Source organism: Algoriphagus namhaensis (assembly GCF_042649705.1).
Lineage (GTDB): Bacteria > Bacteroidota > Bacteroidia > Cytophagales > Cyclobacteriaceae > Algoriphagus > Algoriphagus namhaensis.
On sequence record NZ_JBHRZS010000007.1, the window covers coordinates 1954283 to 1979598 of the forward strand.

16 protein-coding genes are annotated in these 25316 nt (G+C 42.4%); 10 read left to right on the top strand and 6 right to left on the bottom strand.

The window, feature by feature from the left end:
* Positions 1 to 2: 2 nt before the first annotated feature.
* Entirely contained in the window at positions 3 to 2522 is a 2520-nt protein-coding gene (gene priA, locus ACFOSV_RS16810) for a replication restart helicase PriA (protein ID WP_377907210.1), read from the top strand.
* Between the two features lies 1 nt (position 2523).
* Here the strand turns inward: priA and ACFOSV_RS16815 are convergent, their stop codons facing one another.
* Positions 2524 to 3372 (bottom strand): alpha/beta hydrolase, encoded by an 849-nt coding sequence (locus ACFOSV_RS16815; protein ID WP_377907211.1) that lies wholly within the window; start codon positions 3370 to 3372, stop codon positions 2524 to 2526.
* A 168-nt stretch (positions 3373 to 3540) separates the two neighbouring features.
* Between ACFOSV_RS16815 and ACFOSV_RS16820 the strand changes: the two genes are divergently transcribed.
* The 4 genes from ACFOSV_RS16820 (at position 3541) to ACFOSV_RS16835 (ending at position 7400) form a co-directional block, all read left to right on the top strand.
* On the top strand, positions 3541 to 4641 hold the full coding sequence (locus ACFOSV_RS16820; RefSeq protein ID WP_377907212.1) for an efflux RND transporter periplasmic adaptor subunit: 1101 nt from the start codon (positions 3541 to 3543) through the stop codon (positions 4639 to 4641).
* Positions 4638 to 5894, top strand: a complete 1257-nt coding sequence (locus ACFOSV_RS16825) for an ABC transporter permease (protein ID WP_377907213.1) — start codon at positions 4638 to 4640, stop codon at positions 5892 to 5894. Before ACFOSV_RS16820 ends, ACFOSV_RS16825 begins: the two co-directional genes overlap by 4 nt.
* Positions 5895 to 5896: 2 nt before the next feature.
* Positions 5897 to 6580 carry an ABC transporter ATP-binding protein gene (locus tag ACFOSV_RS16830; RefSeq protein ID WP_377907214.1) on the top strand — a complete coding sequence of 228 codons (684 nt, stop codon included), beginning with the start codon at positions 5897 to 5899 and terminating at the stop codon, positions 6578 to 6580.
* 274 nt (positions 6581 to 6854) lie between these two features.
* Positions 6855 to 7400: a Yip1 family protein gene (locus ACFOSV_RS16835; RefSeq protein WP_377907215.1), complete on the top strand. Its 546-nt coding sequence runs from the start codon at positions 6855 to 6857 to the stop codon at positions 7398 to 7400.
* Between the two features lie 203 nt (positions 7401 to 7603).
* On the opposite strand, the gene ACFOSV_RS16840 is transcribed toward ACFOSV_RS16835, so the two are convergent.
* The 3 genes from ACFOSV_RS16840 to ACFOSV_RS16850 form a co-directional block, all read right to left on the bottom strand.
* Positions 7604 to 8677 carry an agmatine deiminase family protein gene (locus tag ACFOSV_RS16840; RefSeq protein WP_377907216.1) on the bottom strand — a complete coding sequence of 358 codons (1074 nt, stop codon included), beginning with the start codon at positions 8675 to 8677 and terminating at the stop codon, positions 7604 to 7606.
* 2 nt (positions 8678 to 8679) lie between these two features.
* Positions 8680 to 9555 carry a carbon-nitrogen hydrolase gene (locus ACFOSV_RS16845; RefSeq protein ID WP_377907217.1) on the bottom strand — a complete coding sequence of 292 codons (876 nt, stop codon included), beginning with the start codon at positions 9553 to 9555 and terminating at the stop codon, positions 8680 to 8682.
* An 81-nt stretch (positions 9556 to 9636) separates the two neighbouring features.
* On the bottom strand, positions 9637 to 10911 hold the full coding sequence (locus ACFOSV_RS16850; protein WP_377907218.1) for a CheR family methyltransferase: 1275 nt from the start codon (positions 10909 to 10911) through the stop codon (positions 9637 to 9639).
* A 436-nt stretch (positions 10912 to 11347) separates the two neighbouring features.
* On the opposite strand from ACFOSV_RS16850, the gene ACFOSV_RS16855 reads away from it, so the two are divergent.
* Positions 11348 to 12091: a DUF6090 family protein gene (locus tag ACFOSV_RS16855; RefSeq protein ID WP_377907219.1), complete on the top strand. Its 744-nt coding sequence runs from the start codon at positions 11348 to 11350 to the stop codon at positions 12089 to 12091.
* Positions 12092 to 12099: 8 nt separating this feature from the next.
* Positions 12100 to 12993 (top strand): alpha/beta hydrolase, encoded by an 894-nt coding sequence (locus ACFOSV_RS16860; RefSeq protein ID WP_377907220.1) that lies wholly within the window; start codon positions 12100 to 12102, stop codon positions 12991 to 12993.
* Positions 12994 to 13041: 48 nt separating this feature from the next.
* Here the strand turns inward: ACFOSV_RS16860 and ACFOSV_RS16865 are convergent, their stop codons facing one another.
* Complete coding sequence (locus tag ACFOSV_RS16865) at positions 13042 to 14736, bottom strand: Na/Pi cotransporter family protein (RefSeq protein ID WP_377907221.1); 1695 nt, start codon at positions 14734 to 14736, stop codon at positions 13042 to 13044.
* Positions 14737 to 14957: 221 nt separating this feature from the next.
* Here ACFOSV_RS16865 and ACFOSV_RS16870 point away from each other — a divergent pair, with 221 nt between their 5' ends.
* Complete coding sequence (locus ACFOSV_RS16870; protein ID WP_377907222.1) at positions 14958 to 18032, top strand: VPS10 domain-containing protein; 3075 nt, start codon at positions 14958 to 14960, stop codon at positions 18030 to 18032.
* Between the two features lie 73 nt (positions 18033 to 18105).
* Positions 18106 to 19302 carry an esterase gene (locus ACFOSV_RS16875; RefSeq protein ID WP_377907223.1) on the top strand — a complete coding sequence of 399 codons (1197 nt, stop codon included), beginning with the start codon at positions 18106 to 18108 and terminating at the stop codon, positions 19300 to 19302.
* A gap of 180 nt (positions 19303 to 19482) precedes the next feature.
* On the opposite strand, the gene ACFOSV_RS16880 is transcribed toward ACFOSV_RS16875, so the two are convergent.
* Positions 19483 to 21651, bottom strand: a complete 2169-nt coding sequence (locus tag ACFOSV_RS16880) for a DUF748 domain-containing protein (protein ID WP_449224153.1) — start codon at positions 21649 to 21651, stop codon at positions 19483 to 19485.
* Between the two features lie 219 nt (positions 21652 to 21870).
* Here ACFOSV_RS16880 and ACFOSV_RS16885 point away from each other — a divergent pair, with 219 nt between their 5' ends.
* Positions 21871 to 25050, top strand: a complete 3180-nt coding sequence (locus ACFOSV_RS16885; protein ID WP_377907225.1) for an AsmA-like C-terminal region-containing protein — start codon at positions 21871 to 21873, stop codon at positions 25048 to 25050.
* Positions 25051 to 25316 lie beyond the last annotated feature (266 nt).

The window sequence follows — 25316 nt, forward strand, 5'->3', positions numbered from 1 at the left end:
CCTTGGAAAGCCTATTTGGAAATTATGAACCTGTAAGTACCTCTCAGGTCAGCAATTTTGCTGATGTGATCCTTCCTGTACCCATTCCACGGATGTTTACTTATAGTATTCCTCGTGAATTTTTACCCTCCATTCAGATTGGCTCTCGGGTGATTGTACAGTTTGGGAAAAAGAAAATCCTGACGGGTATCATTGGCAAGGTGCATTCTAATCCTCCTCAGGCTTACGACGCGAAGCATATATTGGATCTTTTGGATGAGCAACCCAGCGTAAATCCCATGCAGATTCAGTTTTGGGGCTGGATGGCGGAATACTATTGTTGCGATCTGGGTGAAGTCATGCATGCTGCTCTGCCCTCTGGACTCCGACTTAGCAGTGAGAGCAAAATCCAGCTCAATCCATCTTTTGATCCCGAGAGTAGTAAATATCCTCTAGACGTTCGTGAGGAAAAGATTCTTGAAGCGCTGGAAAATGCTAAAGAACTCGGCTATGATGACTGCGAAAAAATCCTCGAAACCCGCACGATTCATCCTATTCTCAAAAGTCTCGTGACCAAAGAGGCTATTTTGATTTTTGAGAAAGTTCAAGAAAAGTATAGCCCAAAAGAGGTAACCAAAATCCGCCTCGTACCTGCATTAGCTTCGAATAGGGATGAATTGCAGACACTTTTTGAAACTTTGGCTGACAAGCCCAAGCAAGAATCAGTGTTGCTGAAATACCTGCGGGAAGTACCCGTCCTCAGCATTCCAGAAAGCAATGATGCAGGGCTAGACAAAGCCAGCCTTTTGGCTGAAGGGGACTCCGAAAGTTCCCTCAAAACTCTAATCAAAAATGGAGTTTTTGAGAGCTTCAAAGAGCTTGTCAACCGGATCGAAGAGGTCAAGGCAGATGCAAAAACAATTGTGCTTTCAGAGGAACAAGAAAGGGGATTGAATGAAATCAAAGGTCATTTTGAGGATAAACAGTCAGTTTTGCTCCAGGGAATTACTGGAAGTGGGAAGACGGAAGTCTATGTGAAATTAATCCAAGAGGTGATCGAAAGCGGTTCTCAAGCCTTGCTCCTGCTTCCTGAGATTGCCCTGACCACACAAATTGTTTCTCGCCTCAAACAAGTATTTGGAAGCAAAATGGGCGTCTATCATTCCAAGTATTCCGATAATGAGCGGGTAGAGGTTTGGAATGGAGTGATCCAAGGCCGTTTTCCATTTGTGGTGGGAGTGCGCTCGGCGCTATTTCTACCTTTTGATAGTCTGGGTTTGATCATCGTGGATGAAGAGCACGAGGCGAGTTACAAGCAGTTTGACCCGGCTCCTCGCTTTCAGGCAAGGGATTCAGCCATTATGCTAGCCTATTTTCATCAAGCCAAAACCCTTTTAGGCTCTGCCACCCCATCCTTCGAATCCTACACCAACGCCCGATCAGGGAAGTATGGCCATGTGGTTTTAGATAAAAGATATGGGGAGGCCAAGCTGCCTATGTATCATCTGTCAAGTCTGACTGATGACAAACGCAAAAACCTGCTCAAACTAGACACCACACGTTTATTGCGTGAAAAGATCCAAGCTGCGCTGGAACAAAACGAGCAGGTATTGATTTTTCAAAATCGACGCGGGTATGCTCCATATATCCAATGTGAATCATGCGGATGGACCGGACAATGCGTGCAATGCGATGTGAGCTTGACTTTTCACCAATTCTCGAATGAATTAAAGTGCCACTACTGTGGATACAAAGAAGGTACGCCTAGCACCTGCCCTACCTGTGGCAGCGGAGAACTGAAAATGATGGGAATGGGTACAGAGCAAATCGAGGAAAACTTGGGCTTGCTCTTTCCTGAAGCTAGAATTGGACGAATGGATCTGGATACCACGCGTAGCAAGCACGGATACCAGCGGATTTTGGAGGAGTTTGCTTATGGGCACTTGGATGTTTTAGTAGGGACCCAAATGATCACCAAAGGTTTGGACTTTGAGCGAGTTACGGTTGTTGGTGTTTGGGATGGAGACCGGATCTTAAACTTCCCAGATTTTCGATCTGGTGAACGTGCTTTCCAGCAGATCACTCAGGTGGCTGGACGAGCCGGACGTAGTGCCAAGCGAGGAGAAGTCATCATTCAGACACGCAAGGCGGATGAGCCAATTTACCAGCAGATTATCAAGGGTGATTTTGATGAGTTTTACCTTCAAGAAATGCATGAGCGGAAGCAGTTTTTCTACCCTCCTTATGTGAAATTGGTGAAAATCACTACTCGTCATCAAGACTACAAAACCACCGAACAAGCGGCCAGATATCTGCATCAGCAGATGGCTACTTTGGCGATCAAAAAAATTGTTTTGGGTCCAGAAAAAGCCTTGATCGGCAAAATCAAAAACAAATACCAGTTTGAAAGCCTAATCAAACTTGATCGATCGGGAGCTACCCAAAGCTTCTTCAAAATGGAACTTCGTCGTATCCTGAATGAGATTAAGATTAATTCACCTTACAAGGCTGTGCGATTCATCATCGATGTGGATCCCAACTAGGCTAATCAAGCTTTTCTACAAAGTCAAGAATATCATCAAACCCTTGAGACCAAGTCCAAAAGTACTGGGTGATCATGGGAATGTGCTTTTTCTTGGGGTGAAAACTGTAATCAATCGGAATCCCAAGTGAATCAGCTTTAGCTCTGAATCTGGCAACTGCCATTCGAATTCCTGGGTAGGTTCGCTCCCCCTCCAAAATCAATGTAGGTACTTCTGGGTTATCTAGGTAATAAATGGTGCTATACTTCTCCCAAACATCTGGCTGGTCCGTGAAGGCATTGTAATAGCGCTCTCCTTCTCCCGATTCCCTAGTCTCCTCTAAAAACCACTTCATGTCCAGTCCGGCAGGATCATTCAAAATCGCGCCTGCAATCGGGTTTCCCATACCAAGGGAGTCCCAAATTTCATCTTTCAGCGCCAAAAGCGACGCCAAATGCGCTCCTGCTGAGTGTCCATTCACAATGATCTTATCTGGATCGCCTCCATACTTTGCCACATTATATTTTGCCCAAAGTAAAGCCTCTACCCCGGCATTTTCCATATCATTGATCTGATAATCAGGAGCCAAAGGATAATCCGGAATCACTACCACCAAGCCTCTCCTCGCCAATCGACTCCCCATGAAGTCGTATATCTCCTTTTTCCCGCTCTCCCAACTTCCACCGTAATAAAAAATCAAGACTGGGTGATCAGTCCCTTTCTTAGGCGAAAAAACGTTCAACTCCTTCTGAGGCAAAGATCTATCCATCACCCCGTTGGTATAGGTGATTTCCTTGTCTCGAAGGATGGACCTGAAGGCGCAACTAGTGAAAAATAAAATGCTGATGAGGATAAGTAATGCTCGATTCATTCAATACTATTTCTTTGATAAAGTCAATTTTAGAGGCTAATGTTTTAGAAAATCGAAAGGAGAAAATAGTGCGAATTTATTTTCATTAACCGTGCAAAAATGATAATTATCACCAAATCTCTGTCGAATAATGTCTTTATTTGATCAAAGGATCAAAATCTAAGCATCGTGGATTATCTAAAGATTCGAAAACTATTTTTGCTTCCCCTTTTGGGTCTGATGGTGGTCAGCTGCGGCACCGAAGATGGGGAAACGACCTTTCCTCAGCGCGCTGATATCACCGAGTCGGTGTATGCTTCAGGTAGAATCAAAGCCGTGGATCAATACCAAAGCTATACTTCTGCGACTGGGCCTATTCAGGCTATTTTTGTAGAGGAAGGTGATACCGTAAGTGTGGGCCAGCCCCTTCTTGCTGTTTTTTCGGAGCGGGAAAAACTGAGTCGTGAAAATGCCGAAATCGCTAGCGCTTATGCTGACCTACAAGCCAACCAAAGTCGACTTCGCGATCTGGAGTTGAATATCAATTTTGCAAGAAGCAAAATGCAAAATGACTCCTCTCTCTATGCCAAGCAGCAAAATCTCTGGGAGCAGAATATTGGGTCCAAAATAGAATTGGAACAAAAAGAATTGGCCTACAAAAACTCCAAAACCACTTACGAAACAGCACTTTTGAAATACGAGGACTTAAAAAAGGAAATCGAGTTCAACGAAAAAAGTGCTCGGAAAAATCTGGCCATCAGCAGAGTTCTCGAGAGCGAGTATGTCCTGAAAAGCAAAATAGATGGAAGAGTTTATGCCATTCTGAAAGAAAAAGGCGAAATGGTCACCCCACAAACTCCTTTGGCTGTTTTGGGAAGTGCTGATGAATTCTTGCTAGAGCTGGTCGTGGATGAATATGATATCTCAAAGGTGAAGGTGGGACAAACTCTAGTCGTGACCATGGATAGTTTCAAAGGAGAAACCTTCGAAGCCATAGTCACCAAAGTTTATCCACTGATGGATGCCGCCACTAAAAGTTTTACCCTGGAGGCTAAGTTTACTAAAGAACCAAACCCTCTCTATCCCAACCTGAGTTTGGAGGCAAATATCATTTTAGCTCGTCGAGAAAATGTCTTGATTATTCCACGCACTTTCCTGATCGAGGACCAATTTGTCCTGAATGCCGATGGAGACACTCTTTCTGTAGAAATAGGAATTAAGAATTATGAGTCGGCAGAAATCCTTTCCGGTATTGATGAAAGCACCGAATTGATGAAACCTGGAAAATGAAAACAGGCCTAATCATAGAGATAGCAAGAGCCCTGATGTTTGCCCGAGTCAAGCAGACCTTAGTAGCAGCTGTGGGAGTCACCTTCAGCATTACCATGTTTGTCTCCTTGCTAGGCTTTATGAATGGGCTCAATTCACTTTTGGATGGCTTGGTATTGAACCGTACGCCCCACGTCCGTTTTTACAATCAGATTAAGCCTAATCCAAATCAACCCATCGATCAATCCGTACTTTTAGGTGGTGACTTTAATGTCATCCGATCCATCAAACCCAGCAACTCGCGGCTAGCCATATACAACTCAGAATCCATCATCAAGACCCTTTCAAATGACGAGCGGGTCAAAGGCATCAGCACCAAGGTTTCTGCACAGGTTTTTTATAATGTGGGCTCCATTGATTTGACGGGAATGGTCAATGGAATCGATCCGGAAAAAGAGAGTGAACTTTTCGCTTTTTCGGACTATGTCACCACAGGCAACCCTTTGGATCTGAATCAAACCAATAGTGTCATTTTGGGAAAAGGAGTGGCGGATCGAATGCTCGCCGATATCGGAGATGTGGTGCAAGTCACCACCGCCCAGGGAAACCGACTTCAACTAAAAGTAGTGGGCTACTACCAATCCGGTCTTGCCGAATATGACAATGTCAATAGCTTTGCCTCGATCAGCACGGTTCAGAAGATGCTTGGCGAATCCAATTCCTATCTTACCGATATTCAAGTCAAGCTCTGGGATTTCAACGAGGCTCCCATGTTTGCAAATGACTTCCGGGATATCTTCAATATCGAAGCCGATGATATTCAAACGGTCAATGCACAATTTGAAACAGGTTCGGACATTCGATCCCTGATCAGCTATGCAGTCGGGATCACCCTTCTAGTCGTCTCCGGCTTCGGGATTTACAATATTCTGAATATGATGATCTATGAAAAGCTGGATACCATCGCCATTCTGAAGGCCACAGGTTTCAATGGAACAGATGTCAAGTGGATTTTCATTACCATTGCTTTGTCCATTGGTTTTTTTGGAGGGGGTTTAGGATTGATTTTTGGCTACTTCACCTGTTTGGGCATAGATCAAATCCCCTTTGAAACCGAAGCCCTTCCCACGATTAAAACCTTTCCAGTGGATTACAGCCTGAAATACTACACCATCGGCGGAGTCTTCAGCATTATCACGACCTACTTTGCCGGATACTTACCTGCTCGAAAAGCAAGTGCTATCGATCCTGTGGACATTATTCGAGGAAAATAATCATGGAAAAGCAGGCCGTTCTCGAAGCAAAAAATATTGACAAATTCTTTCACGTCCCGAAGGAAACTCAAGTTCTGAAAGAAGTGAGTTTCACCATTAATCGTGGTGAGTTTGTCTCTGTTGTGGGTAAAAGCGGCTGTGGGAAATCCACTTTGCTGTACATTCTATCCACCATGGATACCGACTATAAAGGAGAGCTGATCATAGACCATGAGCTCATCACAGGCAAATCTGCCAATCACCTCTCTCGGCTGAGAAATGAAAAAATTGGCTTCGTTTTCCAATTTCACTACCTCTTAAATGAATTTTCCACCCTAGACAATGTCTTAATCCCTGGGCTGAAATTAGGCAAGCTCACACGAGAGGAACTGGAACATAAGGCTATGGAAAAGCTGAAAATCTTTGATATGCAAGATCATGCGCTCAAAAAGCCCAACCAGCTATCAGGTGGTCAAAAACAGCGCGTAGCCATTGCCCGGGCTTTGATCAATGATCCATTGCTCATCATGGGAGATGAACCTACGGGTAATTTGGATAAGAAAAACTCGGATATTGTTTTCGGTATATTCCAAGAGCTCGCGGCCGAGTTTCACCAGAGTATGCTCATTGTCACACACGATCCTGAGTTTGCTGCCGGCACCGACAGGACCATAGAAATGGAAGATGGTCGAGTGATTCGTCAGTAGCCCAGTTTTCAGAAGTAGTGGCAGTCATTAGCTCCGCAAACCCAGGGCAGTCAAAAAGGGGAAACGCCAGTTGAAATTTTTCAACTAAAAAAGATTGGCATTAGCAAAGGTTCCCCTATTTTAGTGAGGTAGATAAGAGGGAGCACAAGTATTTTTGAAAGCAAAAGCCGGAACTGGAAAACAATTAAAACCGATAAACCCGTTTTTAGCGATCCAAATGAAGAAAATAAGCAAGAAAAGCCCCTACATATAAACAAGCTCTATATAATAAAGCATGGATCTATACAAAAGCATTTGGCTTAATCCCAAAGCTACTTTTGAAGAATTGGCATCTAGAGAAAAGCAACCATTATTGGTTTTACCAATCATAGCAGCCGGTTTCATTTCCGGGCTGGACTCATATCCAGATATAGCCTCAATTTTTGATGAAGGAGAAAAAGTTTGGGCTTTCATTCTAGCAATGGCTTCAGGTATTGGATTTTCTTTCTTGATGCTTGGCTTAATTATCCCTGGACTTATTAAGCTATTTGGAAAGATTTGGAAAGGAGAATCCACCCTAAGAAAAATGGTAAATGTTTGCTCCCTTTCGTTATTCCCATTATGCCTAGTCCTAATTTATCAATTTTCAATTTTTGTTTTCGGAATTGAACCAAGTCTTGAAAATCTTAATTACGGAATCATTTATTTGGTCTGGCTTTGGTCTTTTGGTCTACTAATTATCGGAGTAGCTAAAATTCAACGATTTAATTATGGCATGGCTTTATTAAATGTTCTGGTAGGTTATTTACCGCTTTTAATTTTTGGATTGTTAAGAAGTTAAAACAGGCAAAATGTTCCTAACAAACTAAATTATTTGACCGATTTTGGGCCTTTTAATAGAGCTCGGTTCAAATCTAATCCAGCAGCCCCTACCTCCTCCGCCAATCTCAGGACTTCAGAATTCATCCTTAAAAACTGCCTCCTGAGAACTGCGACTGCCTACTGCCACTGCCTACTCTCTTGCTATTTCAGCCTTCATACTTTTTAAACCGCTGGTTCCTGCTGACTCAAACAGTGAAAAGACCCCAAGCCCCAAATAATATCTGTGCTGTCGATTCCAATTACCCGTCTGTCTGGAAAGCAATCCGTAAGGATATCTAGTGCTTTTTGGTCATTGTTATCCCGAAAAGTTGGTACCACCACCACGTCATTTCCAATGTAGAAATTGGCATAGGAAGCTGGAAGTCGCTGATCTTCCCAGATAACAGGACTCGGCATGGGAAGCTCCACGATATTGAGCTGCTTGCCGTTTTCTAGCCTCATTTTTTTAAGTAAATCCAGATTTTCGGCCAGTATTTCGTGATTCTCGTCGGACTTATTTTCCTCCACCACCGTCACCACGGTGTCGGCATTCACAAAGCGGGTGATATCATCGATGTGTCCATCGGTATCATCACCTATAATCCCATCTCCCACCCAAAGAATATTCGACACGCCATAATAATCACAAAGGTATTGCTCGATTTGAGCTTGGTTGAGCTGAGGGTTTCTATTCTTGTTTAGCAGGCAAGCAGTTGAGGTAAGGAGAGTTCCCTGCCCGTTGAATTCTACCGAACCTCCCTCCATGACGATTCCAGGTTTGAAATATGGAATCCCTAAATTCTCCGCAATACGAATCGGAATCTGATTGTCTAGATCGTACGGAGGGTATTTATCTCCCCAGGCATTGTAGTTCCATTTGACGATCGCCTTTTTTTGTTCCGCGTTTGGATTGATCACAAAAGCAGGTCCATGATCTCTACACCAAGCATCATTGGTGGGGAAAAAGTGAAAGAAAACCCGATTTAGATCCACTCCTGCTCGTTCTAAATGGCCCATCGCAAAGGCTTTCATGGCCTCATCGGCCACGTTGATATTTACCTTTTGTCCCTTGGCCACCTCTTTCACAAACTGTGCATAGGGGGCATAGATTTTCTCAATTTTACCTGGCCAAGACTCTTCCTTATGCGGCCAAGAAAGCCACATGGATTCCTGAGGGGCAAATTCGGCAGGGAAATGATACCCCAGTTCTACCGGAGTAGCTTCCCCATTTTTAGCTATCGCAAAGATGTCTTTCATACTCAGCCCTCGTCAAGAAAACGCTTGGTAATCGGCTCGTAAGAGTCTATTCTTCGGTCTCTCAAGAAAGGCCAATGGGTACGATAGCGATCCGATCCGGTCAAATCCAATTCCTCCACATGAATTTCTTCTTCGAGATGGGGGGCTTTATAGGTTACTCTACCAAAGGCATTAGAGACGAAGCTACCTCCCCAAAACTGCATGGGACCTTCTACTCCGGTACGATTCACAGAGACTACGGGAATACCATTGGCAACCGCGTGCGATCGCTGAATCGTTTGCCAAGCTCCATACTGCTCATCATTGGTGGCCTCATCTTGTGAATGCGCCCAACCGATAGCCGTGGGATAAACCAAAAAATCTGCTCCTTTCAAAGCGGTAATTCTTGCCGCTTCAGGATACCACTGATCCCAGCAGATGAGTACGCCGATCTTTCCAAATTTGGTAGGAAAAACTTTGTAACCGAGATCTCCAGGGGTAAAATAAAACTTCTCATAATATCCCGGATCATCCGGAATATGCATTTTTCTGTACTTGCCCAAATAAGAACCATCTGCATCAAGCACCGCTGTGGTGTTATGATAAAGTCCTTCGGCTCTTTTCTCAAAAAGTGAGGCAACGATGACCACTCCAAGCTCTTTTGCGAGAGCTCCAAGACTATCTGTAGATGGGCCTGGGATGGCTTCTGCTAAATTAAAATTGTCATAATCCTCCACATCACAGAAGTACAGCGAGCGAAATAGCTCCTGAAGTACCACAACCTGAGCTCCTTTGGCGGCCGCCTCACGGATGCCTGCGATGGTTTTTTTCATATTCTCAGCCACATCAGCTGAGCAACTTAGCTGTACGAGACCGACTTGGACAGTTTTTTTATTCATGCTTTTTGAGAGAAATTTCAAGCAAAGATAAATGAATTTGGACTAATGAAAATCAAAAACCCAAATGACTCCTGAGAGGAACTAAAAGGCAACTGAAACGTGTCCCACAGCATTCACTGTGACATTTAATCCTGAAGCCTTAAGAACTTCTGCTGCCTTGGTATTCAGCCCTGCATCATTCAATCCTTGAAGTAAACTTACAATCCCTCCCCACATGGCATGAGGGCCCATATTCGGGTCTGGTCCGCCGTAATAGCCATTTTCATCTCTTGCACAGATATTTAGTCGCTTTCTATCCGCATCGTGAAGGGCGTAAAACTCCTGCATGAAAGCATCATCGCTTCTGATCCTGCTTACATAATCCATGAGTTCCTTAGTCTGCGCATCATCATCATGATTGGCATACCAGGGTATTATCGCGAAAGGTGCAATGCAGTCCAAACTAAAGGCAAACTCTGATTTAATAAGTTTGCCTTTCAGCTTACGGTATATAGAATAATACGACTCCGATGAACCAGTCCAATTTGCACCGATCAGCAGCATACCTCCTTCTTTTAGATGGTCCGAAAACCAACTTAAGGCTCTTTCAAAAAAGGGATTATCAAAGTAAATCAGCACATTGAAGCAACGGATCACATCTTGGGGCTCAATATCCACTTGACCTATTCCCCCATTTTTAAATCTGAGTTTAGCAGTTTCATGTTGAAGGATAGGATTTATTTCCACCCTAGGCAAAGCATAGCGGCAAGTAGTTGGGTTTTGGAGTAGCTCTTCGAGCAAAGCTTCAAATCTTCGCTTGGTGCCTTCGTAGTCTGAAAGCAATTCATTCCAATTTTCTAGAGAAGGCAAAGCCGGTTGAAAATAAACCGTTTGTTTGTTTTCATCAAGGGTGGCATAGTTGCCCTGATCATCATAGAGCAAGTAAAGTGGCAGTGAAGGATCTACTCCTGTGATGTTCCAGTTCGGGAAGAGTTTTGCCGTATCCAAGGTAGTGTAGGGAGGAAAACCACAGCCAATATCGAGCATATCTACATTCTCCTTTTGACCAAACTCGGAGTTTTTCAAGAGCTCATCCATCGCAATATGCCTTCCAGGGAGGGTGACTGGCGGTACCTTCCCTTCCCAGCCTCCAGGCAAAATCCTAGCCATCAAGGTTCCAAGTGCCTGCGCTGTAATGAGAGAAATATCTTTTGCTGAAACCTTCCCCATGTGCATAAAACGAAAGGTACGCTCAACAAACTCCAAGACATCCTTCCGGTCTAATGGTAGCTGTTTCAGCTCGGTTTTAAATGGCGCAGATAATTGGTTTTGGAAAAAACGCTGATCTAAATCTGCTATATAATCTTCAATGCTCATGCTAAAAATGGTTTATCCCGCTAGCTAATCTCGCATCACGGAAAGTGGAAAAATAGAAGTCCAGAGGCCCCGTTGATTTGCTTAAGAAGATAACAATTTTTTTTCACTATTCACAAATACGTAATTCATTGACTATGAGACTACTTTGGGCGAAAAAAGCGTTGCCCCCATATTGCAATCCCCTTTAAAATTGAATTGCAAAGCCCTTTGGGATTCAAAACTCTCAGTTTGGCTAATGGAATTTAACAGCCAGGTAAGGTGAAGTTGGGGCTTGCCGTTGTAACTTGTGTACGTCAAAGTCAATGAATAACTTAGGCTGCTTCATATATTTCTTTAGGTTCTTATACCCATTTGAGGTGGATTGTATTTAGGAAATGCTTTCGGGAAACTGTCTAAAGGAATACCCGTGTATTTCATTTTGACCAAGCGATAATTAATGCTAAAATTCTTTAGAAATATCAGATTGAACTTACTTTCGGAAGGAAAAACCGGCAAACCTGCCCACCGAACTGTAAAGTATTTGAAATATGCTTTGGGAGAAATTATTCTCGTAGTCATCGGGATTTTGATCGCCCTGTCGATAAATAATTGGAACGAAAACCGAAAACTGGTCAATCAATCCAATCAGGCACTTCAGAATCTTGAAGATGAAATAGTAGAAGGCAAAACGGAATTAGAAGATGTAATTTCCTATCTAGAACAAAAAGTGGAGCAGCGAATTACCTTTTTAAATAACAAAGGTGAAAACCTTGCGGACTCTCAGAAGATTCAGAGGATTAATAGAATGATATTTTTTTATACCCAGGCCATTAAACTCCCCATCGTGGAGAGTGAATTAGGTCCAGAAAAGAAGATTATTCATTGGCCCGAATTAACAGAAAACATGCAAGATCTTGTCGAATCTATCGAATACTACAACAAGGGGTTAGATTATCTTGAGAACGACATGTACTCCAATGTCATCCCATACTCGGTCCAACAAGGACTTATCGTGGACATCATGAAAAGCGATGGCCTGATCGAATCTAAAGACTATCAGGCTGCCGACACCTATTCGAGTGAAAACTTTCAGAATGTAGTGGCCATAAGTACGCTAATGATAACAGATCTTCTGGAAGCAGCCAATAGAATAATGGAAAACTACGATCAATTGCTGCTTTCAATCAGAGAAAAAAATTGAACTATCCCTTGAAGAAGATCCTGATTTATTCAATTGGAGCCGTATTCCTTTTGCTTGCGGGATTTATAATTTTTAAAAAAATCTCACAAACCCTTGACGACAAAAGGCTGGAAGAGCGACTGGCTCAGATGGAATCCACAGCTTCACCAAATGTGCAAATCCTATCGAAGGCTATTCCAATCGACGCGCAAGATCAAAATAGAACTATAGCCGTTTATTTGCCTGCAAACTATGATGCCGACACCCTGCACTATTCAGTGCTCTACTTTTTGGATGGACAATTTCTTTTCGATCAAAAGATCTTTGGCGGGACCGAATGGCAATTGGACGAGGTCATGGATAGCCTAGGTGACAGACCCCAAGAGCAATCGATTATCGTTGGACTTTATCATTCGGATAACCGCGGGCAGGAATATAAACCCCTACCCTCATCGGAGTGGTTTTCAGACAATTCTTTTAGTGGAGACCAACATGCAAAATGGATCGTGGAGCAAGTCAAACCATGGATCGATCAGCGGTATAGAACCAAAAAAGACCCGCAATCCACAGTGATTGGCGGAGCTTCCTTTGGCGGGCTAATGTCATATTTTATGCTTATGAAATACCCAGACACCTTTGGTTCGGCTGTAGTCTTATCTCCTTCATTTTGGGTCAATGATGAGGTATACACCTTGCACCTTGAAAATGAAAATCTTCTGGATCAAAAAATCTATTTCAACGCCGGGGAACTAGAACCTTCTACCATTCAAAATATGGAAAAGATGAAGGAAACCCTCTTGAACCATGGGGTGCCCGAAAGCAATATCAGATCAAATGTGGTAAAGGGCCTTGGTCACTCTCACAGTGCTTGGCGTCTAGGTTTCAGAGATGCCTATCCTTGGATAATTCAAGCAGATAAGTAGGAGATTTCTAAAATCAAGGAGGCTTGTTTTGGCCTTAAACCCAAATAATTAGCGAAAAGCTGGGGACTCCTCAAGTTCTTGATCTACATCCTTGTGAGTGGAATACATGGATATGGAACGCATAAGAAATTTGTCCGAATTGTAGATTTCCCGATTCACCCGCAAAAGCGTGGAAACTTGTTCTTCATTAATCACTCCATCGCTAATGTCTTGATAAATCTGTTTTGTAAAAGACATATACCGACCCTTACTTTTTTGCATTAAGTTCTGAATATCTGTCCATTCTGCAGTCCGGTTTGCTTCAATCGAAATTCTATAGGCCTCATGGTAAAATTCCTCTTGGAACTGCTGGATTTCTATCAATTTATCTTGAATCGCTACTTTATCAATATTGTCCAGTTCATCAATATTATGAAGGATATCCTTCATGCTTTTTGCCGAATAAACCAAGTTGCGAATCCCACTCATGAGGTCTGCCAATCGTGTAGCCTCGGCTTCGTTGATGGGTTGCTTTTGGAGCTCCGCAAAGAAATGTAGAATCTCCACTTCAAGTTTTTTGACATCTTGATAAATAGAGATGAAACTTCTTTTTTCCATCCACTTCTTTTTCTTCCCCAATGGTAAACCCTCATTCTTTGGTTTCAAGATACCCTTCCCACTGAGTTGCAAAGCGAGAGCATTCAGCTGAATGACTATTTCCATCATGTGTTCCAATTCCTGCTCCAAAGCAACTATGGCCGCCTCTGCATCATTGGGAAGTAGTTGGCTGATATACTCCGCAACGGTTACACTTTTGTCTTTGACCATTCTTTCGAGCAAACGAGCAAATGGTTTGATGAAAGGAAGAAAAAGCGCAACACCTATCAGATTAAAAATGGTATGAAATGAGGTGAGCGCATAGAGTGGGTTCTCTACTTCTAAAATGTCTTGGATAAACCAGACCATCAAAGTCAAAATAGGAAAGGCAACGGCTGCAGTGATTATATTGAAGAAAAGGTGAGCAAATGCCACACGCTTTTTAGCCACCAGGCCCTTGCCCAAAGAACCGATAATGATCGTTACGGTGGTCCCCAAATTAGCCCCGATCACCAAGCTACCTGCTGCCGCAAATGAAATGAGTCCAGCATTCAATACACTTAGGGCTATGACGATAGTTGCAGAGCTGGATTGCACAATAGCCGTAAAAACCAAGCCTACCAAAAGAAATGCAAAATTACCATAACCAGTAAACTGTGTAATATCCAATTGAGCAGCAACTTCATCGATACTCGATTTCATATAGTCTAGCCCAAAAAACAAAAAACCAAATCCGGCGATCAATTGAAAAGTGCTGATCAATCGTTCATTACTTGTAGTGAAGGCTCTTCCTAGAGAACCCACAGCAATAAGCGGAAGTGAAAAGGCCTCGATTTTGAAAGAAAAACCAAAAATCGCCACCAGCCAAGCGGTGAAAGTGGTACCAAGGTTCGCTCCTAAAACAACTCCTATGGAGTTTTGAAAGGTGATAATCCCAGCTCCCACAAAAGCCAAGAGCATCAAAGTGACAACAGAACTACTTTGTAGTATGGCTGTGGAAAATGCACCGGTAAATACTGCATAAATGGGCTTATTGGTTGAAGTTCTTAGATACCTCCGGAAAGTTTTTCCACCCAAGACTTCTAAGCTAGTCTCCAACTCATGCATCCCAAATAGGAAAATGCCCAAGCCGGCCAAGAATTGCCAATGATCAAACAGTGCCCACATTACAGAAAAGTAACATTATGTTTATCATAAAGCAACCTGCCCCACACAAATAGATCCCAATGCAAAGGCTTCAAAAGTATAAGACATTGAAAGTCAGAAATAAGAACTATTCCAATTGAGCAAAACTAGAACCTTGATCTACTTCCTACACAACCGCTCCTCAAAAACAATTTGTACTCTGATCTGCTCTGCTTAAATTCCAACTTTAAGTCACTCAAATTATGAAAATCAAATCCCTCCTCCTTTTTGGAGCACTCATCCTATCCGGAAGCGGTTTTGCCCAAAAACTCACCAGTGAACTCCTTAACGGTCTTCCTCTCAGAAATATAGGTCCTGCCACCATGAGCGGCAGAATCGTGGACCTGGCTGTTTTGGAATCCGATCCCTACACTTTTTATGCAGCCACGGCAACTGGAGGCATCTGGAAAACTACCGACAATGGAATCTCTTTTGAACCAGTTTTTGAAAATGAAGCGACCCACTCGGTTGGCGCCATCGCTTTGCACCAAAATCATCCAAATATACTGTGGGTGGGTACTGGTGAGCGTGCCAATAGACAGAGTTCCTCCTGGGGAGACGGGGTCTACAAATCTCATGATGGCGGAAAAACCTGGAAAAATGTTGGATTAAAAGAGTCACATCATATAGGGAGAATAGCCCTACATCCTACGGATACGCTTGTTGCCTATGTGGCAGCCATGGGCCACCTGTGGGGTCCAAATGAAGAAAGAGGCTTATACAAAACTGAAGACGGTGGAGAGACTTGGGAGCGATTGATTTACGTGGATGAAAATACCGGCGTAGTGGACGTGGCTATGGATCCTGAAGATCCAAATATCCTTTATGCAGCTACTTACCAAAGAAGAAGAAAACCCTATGGCTTTCACGGCGGCGGACCGGGAAGCGGTTTGCATAAATCCACAGATGGAGGTAAGACCTGGAAAGAATTGAGCAATGGCTTGCCAGAAGGAGATTATGGACGAATCGGTATTTCTATTTACCGAAGCAACCCTGAAGTGGTGTTTATCTCTTTGGAGCAAGGATACCAATACAATGCCTCCACGGCTTATAATGAGCGAAGAGCAGGACTCTATCGAAGCAAGGACCGAGGCGAAAGCTGGGAGCTGATGAGTGACTGGAATCCTCGTCCTATGTACGCTTCTCAACCCCTCGTAGATCCAAGTGACGAGTCCAGAATCTACATGATGAATCAGTATAGCTATTCTAGCGATAGTGGACGTACCTTCACAGCTCCTCGTCAGTCACTTCATGGGGATGATAGAATCCTTTGGGTCAACCCAAAAGATTCCCGCCATGTGATCAAAGGTGACGATGGAGGTATCGGTATTTCGTACGACAGAGGGATCAAGTGGCTATTTATCAGCAATTTACCCGTAAGCCAATACTATCGAGTGGCGGTAGATAACGCCAAGCCTTACAATGTCTACGGAGGACTTCAAGACAACGGCAGCTGGGTAGGCCCAAGTGAAACCTACCGAGCGGATGGTATTCTGAATGAAGACTGGAAACGTCTTGGAGGTGGTGATGGCTTTTTGAATTTGGTAGACCGAAACGATCCAGACGTAGTATACACGGAATCACAATACCTGGGGCTTTCCCGTCTGAATATGAAAACCGGTCAGCGCCAAGATATTCGTCCAGGTGATCCCAAAGGCCGAATTGGTGCCAGAAGAAATTGGGATGCTTGGGGCCCCGGAATTCCTGAACCAGAATTGGGAAATGCCATGGCACCCGGCAATTGGGATGGGCCTTTCTTCCTTTCTTATCACGATGATAATACCATTTACGCGGGAACGAATGTCCTTTGGAAAAGCACCGATAATGGAGCCACTTGGACTTCTTTAGGCGATCTAACCACCAAAGTAAATCGAAGAGAACTTCTCATTATGGGCCAAAGGCCGGATGAAAATACCGCCTCCTTAGATGATGGAATTCCATACTACCCTACCCTTACGGCCATTGCTGAGGATCTCCATACTCCAGGAATGCTCTATGCCGGAACAGACGACGGACTCTTGCAGGTTTCATGGGATTATGGACAAACTTGGAATGATGTAACGAGCCAATTATCTGGGCTTCCTAAAGAGACTTGGATCAATACCTTTGAGCCGTCTTCTCATCAGGCCGGAAGAGCCTATGTTGCTATCAATAATTACCGAAACGATGATTTCAACAATTACATCTACCGAACAGATGACTATGGTAAAACCTGGAAATCTATAGCAGGTGATTTGCCTGCAGATCGTGTTGCAAGAACTTTAAGAGAAGACCCTAAAAATCCTGATTTGCTCTATCTCGGTACCGAATTAGGTCTATTTATCAGTATCGATGCTGGACAGCATTGGGTGGAGTTGCGCAGCAATATGCCTATGCTGCCTTTCAATGACCTGGTTATCCATCCTCGTGACAATGATCTGATTCTTGGTACGCACGGTCGTGGAGTTTGGATCTTGGATCACTTGAATGCACTTCAGGAAATAAGTCCAGAAGTTCTGAATCAATCAGCTGCTTTATTCTCCATTTCCGATGCCGAAATCATCAATTACTCCAGAGATGGAGCACATACCGGAGATATGTATTATCGAGGTGAAAATCCAGCGTTTGGCGCAGCCATAGATTACTATCTGAAAGATTCTGTGGCAACCGACGCAATCAAACTCCAAATCTTTGATGCCGCAGGGAAGCTCGTAGATGAAGTAAAACCCGAACAAGAGGCAGGAGTTCACCGCGTGATGTGGGATCTCAGACACCAAATCGAAACCGGCCCGAGATCGAGAATGCGCGGCCCATACGTGGTGCCGGGACTCTACACCGCTAGACTCGAGGTCAATGGAGCTGTGCAGGAGCAGAAATTCAGAGTAAGTGATGACCCTAGGCTAGATGTATCACTGGATGTGAGAAAAGAATGGACTGCCTCGCAATTCGAAATTTTAGCTTTATCCAATCAAATTTCAACAGACAGCGAGGATATTCAAAAGCTTGCTCAGCAACTGAATAAGCTTGAAAAAGACAAGGTAAGTTTGGATGCTAAGACTGTCGCTCCGCTCAAGGAGATCAGCAGAAAATATGGTGAATTATCCAGTCGTATCCGCTCGCTGTACTCTGAGGTGGGAGATTATATTGGTCCTTGGACTACTGACCAAAAACTACAATTTGAGTACTATACTTCAATGCAAGGGAAACTACTTACCGAGCGGGATTCAGTAATAAAAAACGCCCTCCCAAAAATTAACCGAGGACTTAAAAAAGATCAACAACTTAAATTAAGTGAATAGCCATGGCTTATGAATAGAAAGGCCGAGGCTAGATCAATTCATATTTACAATTAACCTATTAAACCCCAAGACTATGAACAAACGATTATTTCTCAGTGTATTCTTCCTTTGCGGACTGATTTTAAGTTCCAATGCTCAGGAAGCGCTCTTTGGAGGGCAAAATATTACATCACCAGAAGTCCACGAAGACGGGTCTGTTACCTTCAGGCTTTTTGCTCCGGAGGCAGATGTGGTGCAAGTCACTGGAGACTTTCTTCCTAGCGTTAAAATTGAAACCCAAATGGGGCCAATGGACGGTCCCGGTAAGGCTGATTTAACAAAAGACGATAAAGGAGTTTGGTCGTTTAAAAGCGAGCCTTTACCCTCGGAACTTTATGGCTACTCATTTATCATTGACGGATTTAAAACAACCGATCCTAATAACCCTTTTCTCATTCGTGATGTGGCTTCTGTGACCAATATCTTTATTGTGGGAAATGGTCAAGCCGATCTTTATCGCACGCAGGATGTTCCGCATGGCACTGTTACAAGAAGATGGTATGATTCTCCAGGATTGGGTATGGATAGAAGAATAACCATCTACACTCCACCTGGATACGAAACTTCAAAGGATGACTACCCTGTGCTTTATCTTCTACATGGAGCTGGGGGAGATGAGGAAGCTTGGATTTCTTTGGGCCGTACTGCTCAAATTTTGGATAACCTAATTGCAGAAAAAAAAGTAAAACCAATGATCGTGGTGATGCCGAATGGAAATGTAATTCAAGATGCGGCTCCAGGTGAAGGCAATAAAGGTTATTACAAACCGCAATTTATGGTTCCAAAAACCATGGACGGTACCTACGAAGGCGCTTTTGAGGATATTATCAAGTTTGTAGAAAGTAACTACCAAGTAAAGGCTAATAAAGAAAATAGAGCCATTGCGGGCCTTTCGATGGGTGGCTATCATTCTTTGCATATTTCCAGATACTACCCAAACACATTTGATTATGTAGGCCTATTCTCAGCCGCTATCATGGCTCGTGAAGATGCAACAGGCAAAGTCTACAGCGATTTTGACCAAACCCTCAAAACCCAAATGGATAATGGCTACAAGCTCTATTGGATTGCTATTGGAAAGACAGATTTTCTCTATGATGCCAACAAAGAATATAGAAGCAAATTGGATAGCATGGGTATGGAGTATAACTATGTAGAGAGCGAGGGTGGACATATTTGGAGAAATTGGAGAGTTTACTTGACCCAATTTACTCCAATGCTTTTCCAATGATCAGCAAATCAAAACGATCAATGTATGAATCGCAATCCTCTTAGGATTGCGATTTTTTTGTACCCCATCAACTCATCTTTCCCAAAGGATCTTTAACAAGATTTACTCTATGCTAATTCAAAATCCAACCGAATATGATATTAGCATAGAAAAAACAATGGTCAACAGACGTGCTAAACTCTAATTTATCGAAGTAGAATCGGCTGGGATTGAAAGCATATCATAAGTGATTTTAAAAATAGGATAGGCTCCAATATTTTCTGGAGCTTCCGGATCACCCATTTCAATTTTTATCTCCGTGGTGGGTTTTTCTTCTTTGAGATGATCGTTCACATATTTGAAGAGTAGATCAGTTCGAGCCCTTCGAATACTGTCAATATTTTGATCCTTCGTTAGGAATCTAATTGCCTCTTCAAACGACAATGAATCTGAACCTACCTTACCAATGACGAATTCTTGAAACTCCTCTTCATCTTTTTGATAGTCCTGTTTTTCCCCATTGAATTCTGCCCCGATTAGATTTTTTGCAATTGCTTCATTTTGAAGATCCTGATCTACATAGTAATTCAGGGTAATCGCCAAACCATCTTTTTTCTGTTCCAAATCAACCAACTTGGCAAGCTGTCTAAACTGTTTATTGCCAGGAATAGTATCGGTATAGTCGAATACAATTTCTTCAAGTTCCTTTGGGTCTCCGCCAACCAAACCCACCAAGAAATCAACAGGAGCCAAGACAACTTTGTCAATTACATTTTTGAAGGTATTCCAAATGATAGTACTCAGTTTCAAGGTTGGATCATTTAAGTCTCCACGTACCGGAATCTCTAAGTCTACATCACCATTGCGATCAGTCAAAAGGAAAAAGGCAAATTTCAACGGTAAACTATAAAGTCCCCCTTCTGTAGTCTCTAGCTTAGCATCCTTCACAAGAAGTCGATTCTCGCTAACGATCTGTCCGTCCACAATTTTTGAGTTGGAATAGTAATACATATCCCCTCTCACCACACTATGCCCCATATAGTAATTGGTATAGATATTCAGATCAGGTAGCAGGAATTTCTCAACAGTAATATCCAAATTGAGATTATCGTAGTCAGAAGGGTTGATCCCTAAAGCAGCGGTCAGATTGCCTCTCCCATTTAGAATCATGGTAGAATTGATCGTCAACCAATCGGAATCACTATTCAATTCCTTAGAATCTATCTCAATTTCCGTCAGCTTATATTCAAAGGGCTCACCTGTAAGATTATCCGTATAGTCTAGCGCTCCTTGATGCAGTATCAACTCACCTATCCGGTATTCAATACTTTCTTCAGTCTCTGCCTCTAGATTTCTACTGGTCGAATCTTGAGTACTTTCTTCATCCAAGCGGAAGATTCGAAAGAAATTATTTGACGCCGAATCCAGCTGGAAGAAGGTATAAGAGTTCAGGACTTCGATCTTATCGATCTGATAGAATGAGTTGTCATAATCTATCTTACTGGCCACGAAATGGGCTTCCTCGGCACCTAAAAATCTTTGATCAGTTGTATCTGTCATTTCAAAATCGAAAGCTCTCGCATCCACTGCCACTATAGTCTTTATGGGATCAAAGGCATTTCCAATCAAAGAAACCTTCGCATCCACATATCCCTCAAAAGAATTGATGTCAGCATATTCTTTCACGTATTCAAAGAAGGGATCCAAATAAAGCTTCGTCACGGTAACCTCCGCGTCAAAATCTCCAGATTCAGGATCAAAATTAAAACTGGATTGGAATGATCCGCCTCGATCTAATTCAAAAGCTATATCAGCATTACTTTTAGCATTTTGATCCCAGGCGATAAATGGAATTATCACATCGGCATCACGTATTTCGGTGACTTTTTCTACAGTTTTATCCTCAAACTTAAAATCGACATCCTTGAATTCTATATTTGAGATTTCATATTTAAAAGCCTCAGATTCTTCCTCTACTACGGTACTATCCTCTGCCAAATGGAAGGCTAAAAGATCATCAAAATTGAAGGAGGACTCCTCCATTACGATTTCACCAAAAAGTCCACTTACATAAAATTGCTCAATGGAAATCGTGTTTTGAAGAAACTTTAGTGGCTCCAAATCCAGCAACAGCGTATCAAAAGACACAAAAACATCCTCCCCATTTGCCTCAAACATTTTGAAATCATGAGCACGAACCGTACTGGTGAAATAATTATAGCGTAAATTTTCAAGCGCTACCTGGCGACCTATTAACTCAGGGCTATTTTTGACCACATATGACTTAATCAGAGTTGGTACAACTAATAAGGCAATTATCAGAACTAAACCAATACTGATAAAAATAATTTTTAACCGATTTAACTTCATCAAACTTCGGCGGGGATCTTCTTAAAAAAATACAATTTACAATTGTCGCATTGTAAAAAAAATCAAACTTTAGAGTAGGGCCTAAATTAGAAATAGTCAAAAGAGATTAAAGATCTTTCCTCTCCGCAGAATCAAAAAATTTAACGATGTAGATTGAACCTGAATTAATTCGAGTTTGTCTTTTCAAACCCCGCCTCAAAATCCTTAGTTTTATAATTGATGAATACAAAGCTGATCAAGCGCATTCTACTAGGGACCTTTGCCCTGACTTTACTTGTGATTTCTACTCTTTTGCTTGTGGCGTATACGAGACAAGATGCCATCGTGCAGTCTCAACTTGTGGAATTAAACAAGACTTACAGCGGGCAAATTAGTGTGGGTAAGGTTCATCTCGCACCATTTAAGAATTTCCCCTATATCTCAGTAAGAATAGATGATGTAGTCATAAGGGAAAATAAAGATCCTAATTCACCACTCATTTTAGATGTGAAGGATATCTATGTTGGCTTTTCCATTTGGGATTTGGCAGCAGGAAACTATGATATCCAATCCCTCATTATCGAGGATGGCTATCTGGATATTGTCCTACACACAGATGGTACAACGAATCTGGTAAATGCTATTTCAAGTCCTTCACAAAGTGAGAGTTCGCCTGCTTTAGATATCCATTTACGAAAAATTAGCCTCAAGAATTTAGACATCCATCAGCGAGAAGAGGCTACCAACCTAGATATTCAAACTTTGATTTATTGGGCAGAAGGCGGATTTAATTCTAATGATGCCCAGATCGCTGCACATGTGGATACAGAGTTTGAACTCAATGTGATCGATGATGGCGATACCACCTATTTCAAAGACAAGCATTTTGAGTTTCATACCGATCTTACTTATGACGAAAGTAGTGGCATGCTCAGATTTGAACCCTCAGGAATAACTCTAGAGCATGGTGATTTTGAGCTAGAAGGAAGCATAGACACCAAACAGGAGATGACTGTAGACATTTCGATAAAAGGCACTAAGCCCAGCTTTGATATGTTTATCGCTTTTGCTCCTACTGAGATCATCCCGGTTTTGGAGCGCTACGAAAATGCCGGAAACATCTACCTAAACGCCAGTCTGAAAGGTCCTACGACAAACGGTCGGCAGCCACTGATTAATGCCGAATTTGGGGCAAGTGAGGCCTATCTGGAAAACTCCTCTGTAAAAAAACGAATCAATGAAATGGGCTTTTCAGGTCATTTTACCAATGGAGAAAGCAGGGATTTCAGCACTATGGAGTTTTTGCTGGAAGGCATGAGTGCCAATTTGGAGCAAGGACAGTTTAAAGGCTCTCTCTTGGTCAAGAACTTTGAGGCTCCAGACATTGACATGAGCTTGGATGCAGATTTCGATTTAGGATTTATTGCAAGTTTTCTTGAGTTAAGTGGAATCCAAAATGCCAGCGGCCGTGTAGCGATGCAACTCAGATTTCACGATATCATCGATTTGGACTATCCCGAACGAGCATTGGATGAGCTAAATCAAGCCTATTTTGCAGAACTCAAAATCGAAGATCTTTCTATTGATTCTGATGAGCTTCCTGCCTCAATTTCGGATTTAGATGCTCATCTGATCATGAATGGAAATAAGGCAGAACTTGACCAATTCGACCTCATTTTGGGTAATTCAAATCTCTCAATCACAGGCTTTTTGTCTGATCTCCCAGCCATCGTCCATCATACCCCCAATCCAGTTAATGCGCATTTGGAAATCAAAAGTGACCTTCTCGATATCAAAGAATTGAGCAATTACAGTGAAAAAGACAGCTCAGGCATCGATGAACAAATCGAGAATCTGAGTCTGGCATTTTCATTTGATGCGCTGGGAAATGCTTTTACGGAGTATAAACACCTTCCTGTAGGTGAGTTTTTCATAGATGATTTCTATGCTGACCTCAAACACTATCCACACACCTTGCATGACTTTCATGCGGATATTTTGGTGAAAGATGAAGATTTAAAAATTGTGGACTTCAGTGGTTTTGTTGATGATTCCGATTTCCACTTTAATGGCTTGATCCGAGACTATAGCTTTTGGATGCAAGATCAGTTAAATGGTGATGTGGAGGTAGATATCACGCTAAAATCTAACCTACTGAGACTAAAAGACCTTTTTGCCTATCAAGGGAAAAACTATGTACCTGAAGACTATCAGCATGAAGAATTTGATAAGCTTGAGATTCATATGACTAGCAGGATGAATTACAAACAAAACACTCTTCAAGCAATTGATATACAGATGGATAAGCTATTGGGTAAAATGAAAATTCATCCCTTGCGATTCGAAGATTTTAGCGGCCGATTTCATTTTGAAGATGAGCAACTCAGAGTAGAAAATTTTCATGGAAAAATGGGAAAAACGGTCTTTGATATCTCCATGGATTATTACCTCGGTGAAAATCCCGAAAAAGCCCAAAGGCAAAACTCTTTCAGTCTGACTTCAGCATTTATTGACTTTGATGCACTCTCTAATTTCACTCCTGAGCCACCAAAGGAGAAAAATCCAACTGATGAAAGGAGCACTGAAGATGTGATTGAACATGCCGAAGCTTTCAATCTTTATGAGCTTCCCTTCTCGGATATGAGGTTCCAGTTGGACGTGGATCACTTCATGTATCATCGCTTGGATCTCAAAAATGTTGTTGGACAATTTCGAACGACAAGGGATCATTTTATCTATGTAGACTCACTTAGTTTGGATGCCGCAGGCGGAAATATTGCGATGAATGGCTATTTCAATGGGAGCGATCCCAAGCATATTTATCTCAAGCCGAATATGACCCTAACCAATGTAGATTTGGACAAGCTTCTATTCAAGTTTGAAAATTTCGGTCAGGACGCCATAGTCTCTGAAAACCTGCACGGTCAACTCTCCGCCGATATCACAGGAAATATTCGCGTCTATCCTGACTTTGTTCCTGACCTGGATCAATCCGAGGTGCATATGGATGTGAAAGTGGTCAATGGACGCCTAGAAAACTACGATCCCGTGATGATGCTTTCTGACTATTTTGGAGACAAGGATTTGACCAATATCCGGTTTGATACTCTTCAAAACCACATGGACATCACCAATGGGATCATCTCGATCCCCAATATGACCATCGCATCTACCTTAGGACAAATGGACCTTTCCGGTACTCAGGACATGAATAATACCATCGACTACTATGTGAGAATCCCCTGGAGTTTGGTCAAGCAAGCCGCTCGAAATAAAATTTTCGGAGTAAAAAAAGAGGATGGATCTCAACAAGATGAGATCATCGAACTCGATCCAAATAAGAAAGTGAGATACCTAAATCTGAATATAACGGGAACGCTAGACGAGTACGACATAAAAGTAAGAAAACCCAAAAAGTAGATGTGCGAATGGCAGGGAGTACAGTCTATCAGAAGATAAACATCTTAAAATAGACCGTTTTAATTAATTTACTTCAGAGTCACTAAGAATCAAGATGTTTTCTGAAAGAGCAAATCAAACTAATCACAGAATAAATCATCATGGAAAAGAAACTGAAAGTGCTTGAATTCAACAAAAAGCAAAAGCTGATAGATTATGTCAACAGCAATTCATACAAATTGGAAATTTTCACAATCACCACAAGTCAGTCTAACTCCTCCTTTCAA

Excerpts from the sequence above, each read along its gene's own strand:
- ACFOSV_RS16815 (WP_377907211.1), bottom strand. The coding sequence starts at position 3,372 with ATGAATCGAGCATTACTTATCCTCATCAGCATTTTATTTTTCACTAGT.
- ACFOSV_RS16825 (WP_377907213.1), top strand. The coding sequence starts at position 4,638 with ATGAAAACAGGCCTAATCATAGAGATAGCAAGAGCCCTGATGTTTGCC.
- ACFOSV_RS16830 (WP_377907214.1), top strand. The coding sequence starts at position 5,897 with ATGGAAAAGCAGGCCGTTCTCGAAGCAAAAAATATTGACAAATTCTTT.
- ACFOSV_RS16835 (WP_377907215.1), top strand. The coding sequence starts at position 6,855 with ATGGATCTATACAAAAGCATTTGGCTTAATCCCAAAGCTACTTTTGAA.
- ACFOSV_RS16840 (WP_377907216.1), bottom strand. The coding sequence starts at position 8,677 with ATGAAAGACATCTTTGCGATAGCTAAAAATGGGGAAGCTACTCCGGTA.
- ACFOSV_RS16845 (WP_377907217.1), bottom strand. The coding sequence starts at position 9,555 with ATGAATAAAAAAACTGTCCAAGTCGGTCTCGTACAGCTAAGTTGCTCA.
- ACFOSV_RS16850 (WP_377907218.1), bottom strand. The coding sequence starts at position 10,911 with ATGAGCATTGAAGATTATATAGCAGATTTAGATCAGCGTTTTTTCCAA.
- ACFOSV_RS16855 (WP_377907219.1), top strand. The coding sequence starts at position 11,348 with ATGCTAAAATTCTTTAGAAATATCAGATTGAACTTACTTTCGGAAGGA.
- ACFOSV_RS16865 (WP_377907221.1), bottom strand. The coding sequence starts at position 14,736 with ATGTGGGCACTGTTTGATCATTGGCAATTCTTGGCCGGCTTGGGCATT.
- ACFOSV_RS16870 (WP_377907222.1), top strand. The coding sequence starts at position 14,958 with ATGAAAATCAAATCCCTCCTCCTTTTTGGAGCACTCATCCTATCCGGA.
- ACFOSV_RS16875 (WP_377907223.1), top strand. The coding sequence starts at position 18,106 with ATGAACAAACGATTATTTCTCAGTGTATTCTTCCTTTGCGGACTGATT.
- ACFOSV_RS16880 (WP_449224153.1), bottom strand. The coding sequence starts at position 21,651 with ATGAAGTTAAATCGGTTAAAAATTATTTTTATCAGTATTGGTTTAGTT.
- ACFOSV_RS16885 (WP_377907225.1), top strand. The coding sequence starts at position 21,871 with ATGAATACAAAGCTGATCAAGCGCATTCTACTAGGGACCTTTGCCCTG.